Source organism: Cryobacterium sp. MLB-32, from assembly GCF_000738085.1.
Taxonomy (GTDB): Bacteria; Actinomycetota; Actinomycetes; order Actinomycetales; family Microbacteriaceae; genus Cryobacterium.
The window spans coordinates 24,821-31,211 of sequence record NZ_JPRS01000033.1; the positions used below are offsets into that span (position 1 = coordinate 24,821).

Here is a 6,391-nt window from a genome sequence, read left to right on the forward strand (position 1 = left end):
CCTGATCCTCGAAGAATTGGAGTCTCAATGCGCGGAAAGCTTCTGTTCATCACGGGTGGACTGGTCGGTTATGTGCTCGGAGCACGGGCCGGCCGCAAACGTTACGACCAGATCGCCTCGGCCGCGAATGACCTCTGGAACGCTCCTCCCGTGCAGCGGCGGGTGACCGAGGCTCGTGACTTCGGCCTCGAGCTGGTGGGTGACGTTCCCGGCGTGCTCTTTGACGCCGGCAAGAAGATTTTCTCGTCCGTCGCCGGCAAGGCAACGCAGGGCAGCGCGTCGTCGAACGGGACGTCGTCGGTGAAGACGCCGGTCAAGCCTGCGGCGACCAGGTCCTCGGCGACCAAGTCCTCGGCGACCAAGTCCTCGGCGGCCAAGTCCTCTACGGCGAAGACCCCGGCGAGCACGTCGGCCTCAGCAGCAGAGGATTCCAGCTCGAGCTGACCCGATCATGCCTGGCGCAGGGGACGCGGCTATCGCGGTACCTGTGTAACATCCGGATCGCTCGTGCTGCGTTTCCCGCTCGTTCGACAGCACGCTCCATCAGCAGGCAACACTCTCAGCAGGCAGTACCGTCTTCAGACACAACTCCGATCACTCACACCGGGAAGGGTCACCCTTGACTACCAGTGGATTCAACCCGAAGAGCAAACGCTCCCTGATCGCCCTGCTCTCTGAGCTTCCGGGCCAGATCAGCGATCTGGTGCGCGCCGAGCTTGAGGCCTTCAAGGCCGAATTCGCCAGCAAGGCGAAGAACTTCGGCGTGGGCGCGGCCCTGTTCATTGTGGCCGCCGCGATCGGCTTCTTCGCCCTCGGCGTTCTCGTGGCCCTGCTGATCATCGTGTTCGCGCTCTTCCTTCCGCTCTGGCTCGCCACGCTCATCGTGCTGGTGCTCCTGCTGGCGATGGCCGTGATCCTCGTGCTGATCGGGGTCAACCGGGTGAAGGCGGCGACCGCCCCCGACCCGGAGGGCGTGCAGGCCAGCCTCCGTAACGATGTCGATGCTTTTAAAGGGGTAGGCCGCTATGAAAACTGACAAGCCCAACGACGCCTCCGCGGTTCACGAGCCGCACGGCAAAGCCGAGCTGCGGGCCGAGGCGATGCACGCCCGCTCCGAACTCGCGAGTACCCTCGATGCCATCGAGTTCAAGCTCAACCTGCCCAAGCAGCTGAGGATTACCAAGCGCCGCATGCGCCTGGCCATGATTCGCCTCGGCGACGACAACCCCGCGGCCCTCGCCGGGATCGCCCTGGGTGTGGCCGCCTCCGTGGGCACCATTGTCTGGCTGGGTGCCCGCGCGGTGCTGGTGAAGCGCATTTAACCCTCTCTCACGCACACTGTCGCCCACTCTGGGGCGGACGAGTGGGCGGGTGCATTTTGCTGCTGGACCCTTTTGAGAGCACACTAGGGTTATGACTCACCCGGCTGCCGGAGAGGCAGTAGACCCTACCCAGACCGCAACTTCCACTACCGACGAGGCCCCCGAAGCCTCGCCCCAGGGATTCACCCTTTTCACCGTTTCGCGAAGAGACCCGCACAACCCCGACGACCTCGACGGGCGCGATGTGCCGAAGGCCGTGAACGAGCTTGATGACATCATCGCCCTCGTTGAAGCCGAGGGCGTGACCGTGCGCGGGTTCTACGATGTCTCCGGCCTGAAAGCCGACGCCGACGTCATGATCTGGACCCATGCTGACAACGCTGAGACCCTGCAGTGGGCCAACCGCGAACTGCGTCGCAGCCGCCTGCTGAAGAGCCTGCTGCCCACGTGGAACGCCATGGGCGTGCACCGTGATGCCGAGTTCAACAAGAGCCACGTGCCCGGGTTCCTGCGCGGGGAGCCCCCGCGCACCTGGCTCACGGTCTACCCGTTCGTGCGCAGCTTCGAGTGGTATCTGCTCCCCGACGCCGAGCGCAGCAGCATGCTCGCCGACCACGGACGCAAGGGTGCCGCTTATCGCGGAGCCCTCGCCAACACCGTCTCCGCTTTCGCCCTGGGCGACTACGAGTGGATCCTTCCCATCGAGAGCGACGAACTCACCGAGCTCGTCGACCTGATGCGTGGCCTGCGGGACACCGAGGCTCGTCGCCACGTGCGCGAGGAGATCCCGTTTTACACCGGTCGCCGCATCTCGACCGCCGAGCTCGTGGAGGTTTTGCAGTAATGACGCATTACGACGCAATTCTGTTGGCCGGGTTCGGCGGACCCGAAGGCCAGGACGATGTCATCCCGTTCCTGCGCAACGTGACCCGCGGGCGCGGCATCCCCGAGGAACGCCTCGAAGCTGTGGCCACCCACTACCGTCACTTCGGCGGAGTGAGCCCGATCAACGACCAGAACCGTGTGCTGCAGATTGCATTGCAGGCCGAACTCGACCGTCGTGGCATCGCCCTGCCCGTGATCTGGGGCAACCGCAACTGGGCGCCCTACCTCAGCGACACCATCGCGGAGGCGCACGAGGCCGGTCACGACAACCTGCTCGCCATCGCCACGAGCGCGTACAGCTCGTACTCCGGATGTCGGCAGTATCGCGAAGACTTCGCGGCCGCCCTCACCACGACGAACCTTGAGGGAGTGGTGCACATCGACAAGATTCGCCAGTTCTTCGACCACCCCGGATTCGTCATGCCGTTCGTCGCCGGCGTGAAGCAGGGACTCGCGGATGTCGCGGCGGCGATCCCGGGGATCGACCTCGACACCGAGGTGGAGATTCTGTTCTCCACGCACTCCATCCCCATGACAGACGCCAACAAGAGCGGCCCGTCCGAGCGTGGTTTCGGTGAGGGCGGTGCCTACGCGGCGCAGCACATGGCCGTGGCCCAGGTAGTCATGAACGGCCACAAGACGCCGTGGCAGCTGGTGTTCCAGTCCCGCAGCGGCCCGCCAAGCATGCCCTGGCTCGAGCCCGACATCAACGATGCGATCGCCACGCTGCCGGAGCGCGGCATCCGCGCCGTCGTCATCGTTCCGCTCGGCTTCGTGAGTGACCACATGGAGGTCATGTGGGACCTCGACAACGAAGCCATGGAGACGAGCGAGAAGCACGGCCTCTTCGCCGTGCGCGTTCCCACGCCCGGCGTGTCGCCCGAATTCGTGGCCGGTCTGATCGACCTCGTTGAGGAGCGTCTCAACGACACTCCGACCGAGGAGCGCGCATCGGTCACCGATCTCGGCCCGTGGTACGACGTGTGCCGCCCGGGGTGCTGTGAGAACGTGCGGCTCGGTTTCAAGCCGGCCGTCGCCGGGATGGTGCCGTGAGCGTGATCCGCGTGGGCACGCGCAGCAGCGCGCTCGCCATGGCGCAGACCACGGCGATCGCCAACCGAATCGCGGCATCCTCGGGCGCTGAGGTGGAGATCGTGCCGATCGTCACGCACGGTGACACCTCCACCGACTCTCTGTCCAGTCTCGGCGGAACCGGAGTGTTCGCGAGCGCCCTGCGCGAGGCCCTGCTGAATGACGAGTGCGACCTCCTGGTGCACTCCCTCAAAGACCTGCCGACGGATGTCTACCCGGGCCTTGTCATCGGAGCCACGCCCAAGCGAGCGGATGCCCGCGACGCCCTGTGCGCGCGCAACGCCTGGACCCTCGAGACCCTGCCGGAGGGCGCGAAGGTCGGCACCGGCTCGCCGCGCCGGATGGCTCAGCTGCGGGAGATCCGTCCTGACCTCGCGGTGGTCGACATTCGCGGCAACATCGACACTCGTCTCGGACGCCTCGTCGAGGGCGACCTCGACGCCGTCGTTCTCGCCGCGGCCGGTCTCGGTCGGCTGGGACGCCTGGACGGGGCGTGCACCCAGCTGCTCGAGATCTCGGATTGGCCCACCGCACCCGGCCAGGGCGCACTTGCCCTGGAGGTACGGGAGGGCAAGCTCGACCGTGTGCTCGCCTCGGCTCTCGCCGCGATCAACCACGCCACGACCGAGGCGGTCACCACAGCGGAGCGGCTCGTGCTCGCGCGGCTGGAAGCCGGGTGCGCTGCCCCGATCGGGGCCACGGCCGTCATCGACACGGGACTGTTCTTTCTCACCGCCACCGTCTACAGCCCGGACGGCACCCGCAAGATCACGAGCTCGCACGCGGCCACGCCGGAATCCCACTCCGTACGCGACCTCGTGGATGCGGCGCAGGACATCGCTGAACGCGTCGCCACCGACCTCCTGGCCGGCGGCGCGGCCGAATTTGCACCGCTGAAAGTGAATAAGTGACCTCTTCAATCCCCCTGATCAAGCCGCTCACTGGGTGGCGTGTCCTCGTGCCGCGCGGCGGGCCCTGGGGCGACCAAGTCGCTGCCAATCTGCGTGCCAAGGGCGCCGTGCCGATCGTGGCGCCCATGATCAACTTCGCCGCGACGGATGACGCGCCAGCACTCAACGAGGCGTTGACCCGTCTCGCGGCCGGAGACTTCGACTGGATGACGATCACGAGCGCCACCACCGTCGATGTGTTGTCGTCGCACCGCGCGGTCGTGGCACCCGGAACGCGCATTGCGGCCGTCGGCGAGACCACCGCGGCGGCGCTCATCGCCGCCGGCTACCACGTGGACATCGTGCCCTCCGAGGACAACTCCGCACGCGGTCTGCTCGAAGAGTGGGAGACGGCCACTGCCGGCGTCATTCCCCTGCGAGTGCTCACGCTGCGCAGCGAAATCGCCAAACCCCTGCTGTCGGAGGGGCTGCGGCGCATCGGCCACGACGTGGAATCGGTTGTGGCGTACCGCACGATCGGCGTTCCGGTCAGTGACCGGGTCGTCGCCGATGTGAAGGCGGGGCTCGTGCAGGCCGTTCTCGTGACGAGCGGCAGCGTCGCGCGCCAGGTGCGCGATCAGTTCGGCGATATTCCCGAGAACACGCTCGTGGCGTGCATCGGACCGCAGACCGCGAAGGACGCCCGCGCGATGGGCCTGCGCGTCGACGTGATTGCCGATGAGCGCAGCTCCGAGGCGCTCATTTCGGCGCTGGTTCGCGCCGCGGGAGAGCGCTAGCCGCTCGACCGCGAGCCGCCGACCGAGTCGCGGGATCCGCTGGTCCACACGCGAGTTCCGCTGGTCCACACGCGAGTTCCGCTGGTCGACACGCGAGTTCCGCTGGTCCATACGCGAGTTCCGCTGGTCGAGGCGCGAGGCACGAGCGATCGAGACCTGGTGAGGCGCCTTTCATACCCGAGTTCCGCTGGTCGAGGCGCGAGGTACGAGCGATCGAGACCTGGTGAGGCGCCTTTCATACCCGAGTCAGGTGTGAGGATCGGCTTACGTGGTCTCGATCTCGACAGGCTCGATCCAAGCGCTCCTTCGTCGCGCCTCGACCAGCGAGATTTCAGGGGCCGCCGCGGCGCCGCAGGACCTTCAGGTCGCGACCTCCGAAGCCGTCGCTTCGGGGATCCTCATCGCGAGCGGCCAACTTCTCCTCCACAGGTAAATTCTTTGCGAGTTGTGCACAGAAATGCCCGGTCAGGGCTGTTTAGGTCACTCCAGTGTCGGTGGTGGCTGGGAAAATTATGCCATGACCACTTCAACGGACCTCCTCATCGAGAGTACGGCGGCACTCGCCGACACGTACTCTCGAGCCCTCGGTGGTGGGGTCTGTTCAGAGAGCGGGCCGAGTGCCGGGTTGGAACTTCAGCGGATGACCGACGCGGGTTTGCTGGCCGTGGTGGAGGCCAGTTTCGCAGCGGTACGGCAGGGGCAGGCACTACTCGTGCAGGTGGCCGGTCAGCTGCAGGACCGGTTCGAACACGATTCGGGCCCGCACAGCATCTCGGCACGAACCGGCAACAGGAACGCCGCCGCAGCACTGACTGACATCGGGCATATCTCCATGGCGGAAGCCGGGCGACTCTGCCGAGTCGGGGCAGCGACCAGGCCCCGGAGGAGCCTGATCGGGGAGGCTCTACCGCCCGAATACGCTGAGGTGGCCGAGGCGCTTGCTGCCGGGGTCTTACTGGTGGATTCGGCGCTGTACATCACGGCGAACCTGGGCCAGGCGGCCCCGCGCGCGACGACCGACGACATGATCGCGGCGGAGAAGGAACTGGTGGAGTTCGCGGCGACCAACCCGGTGGACTCGGTGCGAAAGCTCTCCGTTCGCTACCGCGACGCGCTCGACGTCGACGGAGTTGAACCCCGCGAGGAGGTGCTGGTGTCGCGGCGGGCTCTGACTCGGATGGTGCAGCCCAACGGCATGAAACGCTACATTCTCGACGCCGACCCGGTGTCGGCCGCGTTCCTGGACACGGCGATCGACGGAATGGTCAGTGCGGAACTGCGCAAGCCACGGTTTGAAGCGAAGGAAGACCCGGACGGGTGCGGTGACAACCACGAGATCATCGGGGACGGTCGCACAATGCCGCAGCTCAACTTCGACGCCTTCGTCGACATCGTGCGCCACGCC

8 protein-coding genes are annotated in these 6,391 nt (G+C 66.4%); all 8 read left to right on the forward strand.

What is annotated here, in order from left to right; translation table 11 throughout:
• The first annotated feature begins 27 nt into the window (after positions 1–27).
• A complete protein-coding gene (locus JF66_RS05685) occupies positions 28–444 on the forward strand; it encodes a hypothetical protein (RefSeq protein WP_035876207.1) in 417 nt (138 codons plus the stop codon).
• A gap of 175 nt (positions 445–619) precedes the next feature.
• Entirely contained in the window at positions 620–1,036 is a 417-nt protein-coding gene (locus JF66_RS05690; RefSeq protein ID WP_035876208.1) for a phage holin family protein, read from the forward strand.
• Positions 1,026–1,322: a hypothetical protein gene (locus tag JF66_RS05695; RefSeq protein ID WP_231556308.1), complete on the forward strand. Its 297-nt coding sequence runs from the start codon at positions 1,026–1,028 to the stop codon at positions 1,320–1,322. The genes JF66_RS05690 and JF66_RS05695 overlap by 11 nt, the downstream gene beginning before the upstream one ends.
• Positions 1,323–1,413: 91 nt before the next feature.
• Positions 1,414–2,166: a hydrogen peroxide-dependent heme synthase gene (gene hemQ, locus JF66_RS05700; RefSeq protein WP_035876209.1), complete on the forward strand. Its 753-nt coding sequence runs from the start codon at positions 1,414–1,416 to the stop codon at positions 2,164–2,166.
• Positions 2,166–3,260: a ferrochelatase gene (locus tag JF66_RS05705; protein ID WP_035876210.1), complete on the forward strand. Its 1,095-nt coding sequence runs from the start codon at positions 2,166–2,168 to the stop codon at positions 3,258–3,260. The genes hemQ and JF66_RS05705 overlap by 1 nt, the downstream gene beginning before the upstream one ends.
• Positions 3,257–4,210 (forward strand): hydroxymethylbilane synthase, encoded by a 954-nt coding sequence (gene hemC, locus JF66_RS05710; protein ID WP_035876211.1) that lies wholly within the window; start codon positions 3,257–3,259, stop codon positions 4,208–4,210. Before JF66_RS05705 ends, hemC begins: the two co-directional genes overlap by 4 nt.
• Positions 4,207–4,986: a uroporphyrinogen-III synthase gene (locus tag JF66_RS05715; protein WP_035876212.1), complete on the forward strand. Its 780-nt coding sequence runs from the start codon at positions 4,207–4,209 to the stop codon at positions 4,984–4,986. Before hemC ends, JF66_RS05715 begins: the two co-directional genes overlap by 4 nt.
• 517 nt (positions 4,987–5,503) lie before the next feature.
• Positions 5,504–6,391, forward strand: an 888-nt coding sequence (locus JF66_RS05720) for a DUF222 domain-containing protein (RefSeq protein ID WP_197059334.1), incomplete at its 3' end; no start/stop codon positions are given.

Bases quoted from the DNA above. Each gene is read 5' to 3' on its own strand.
- JF66_RS05685 (WP_035876207.1), top strand. From the start codon at position 28: ATGCGCGGAAAGCTTCTGTTCATCACGGGTGGACTGGTCGGTTATGTG.
- hemQ (WP_035876209.1), top strand. From the start codon at position 1,414: ATGACTCACCCGGCTGCCGGAGAGGCAGTAGACCCTACCCAGACCGCA.
- JF66_RS05695 (WP_231556308.1), top strand. From the start codon at position 1,026: ATGAAAACTGACAAGCCCAACGACGCCTCCGCGGTTCACGAGCCGCAC.
- JF66_RS05705 (WP_035876210.1), top strand. From the start codon at position 2,166: ATGACGCATTACGACGCAATTCTGTTGGCCGGGTTCGGCGGACCCGAA.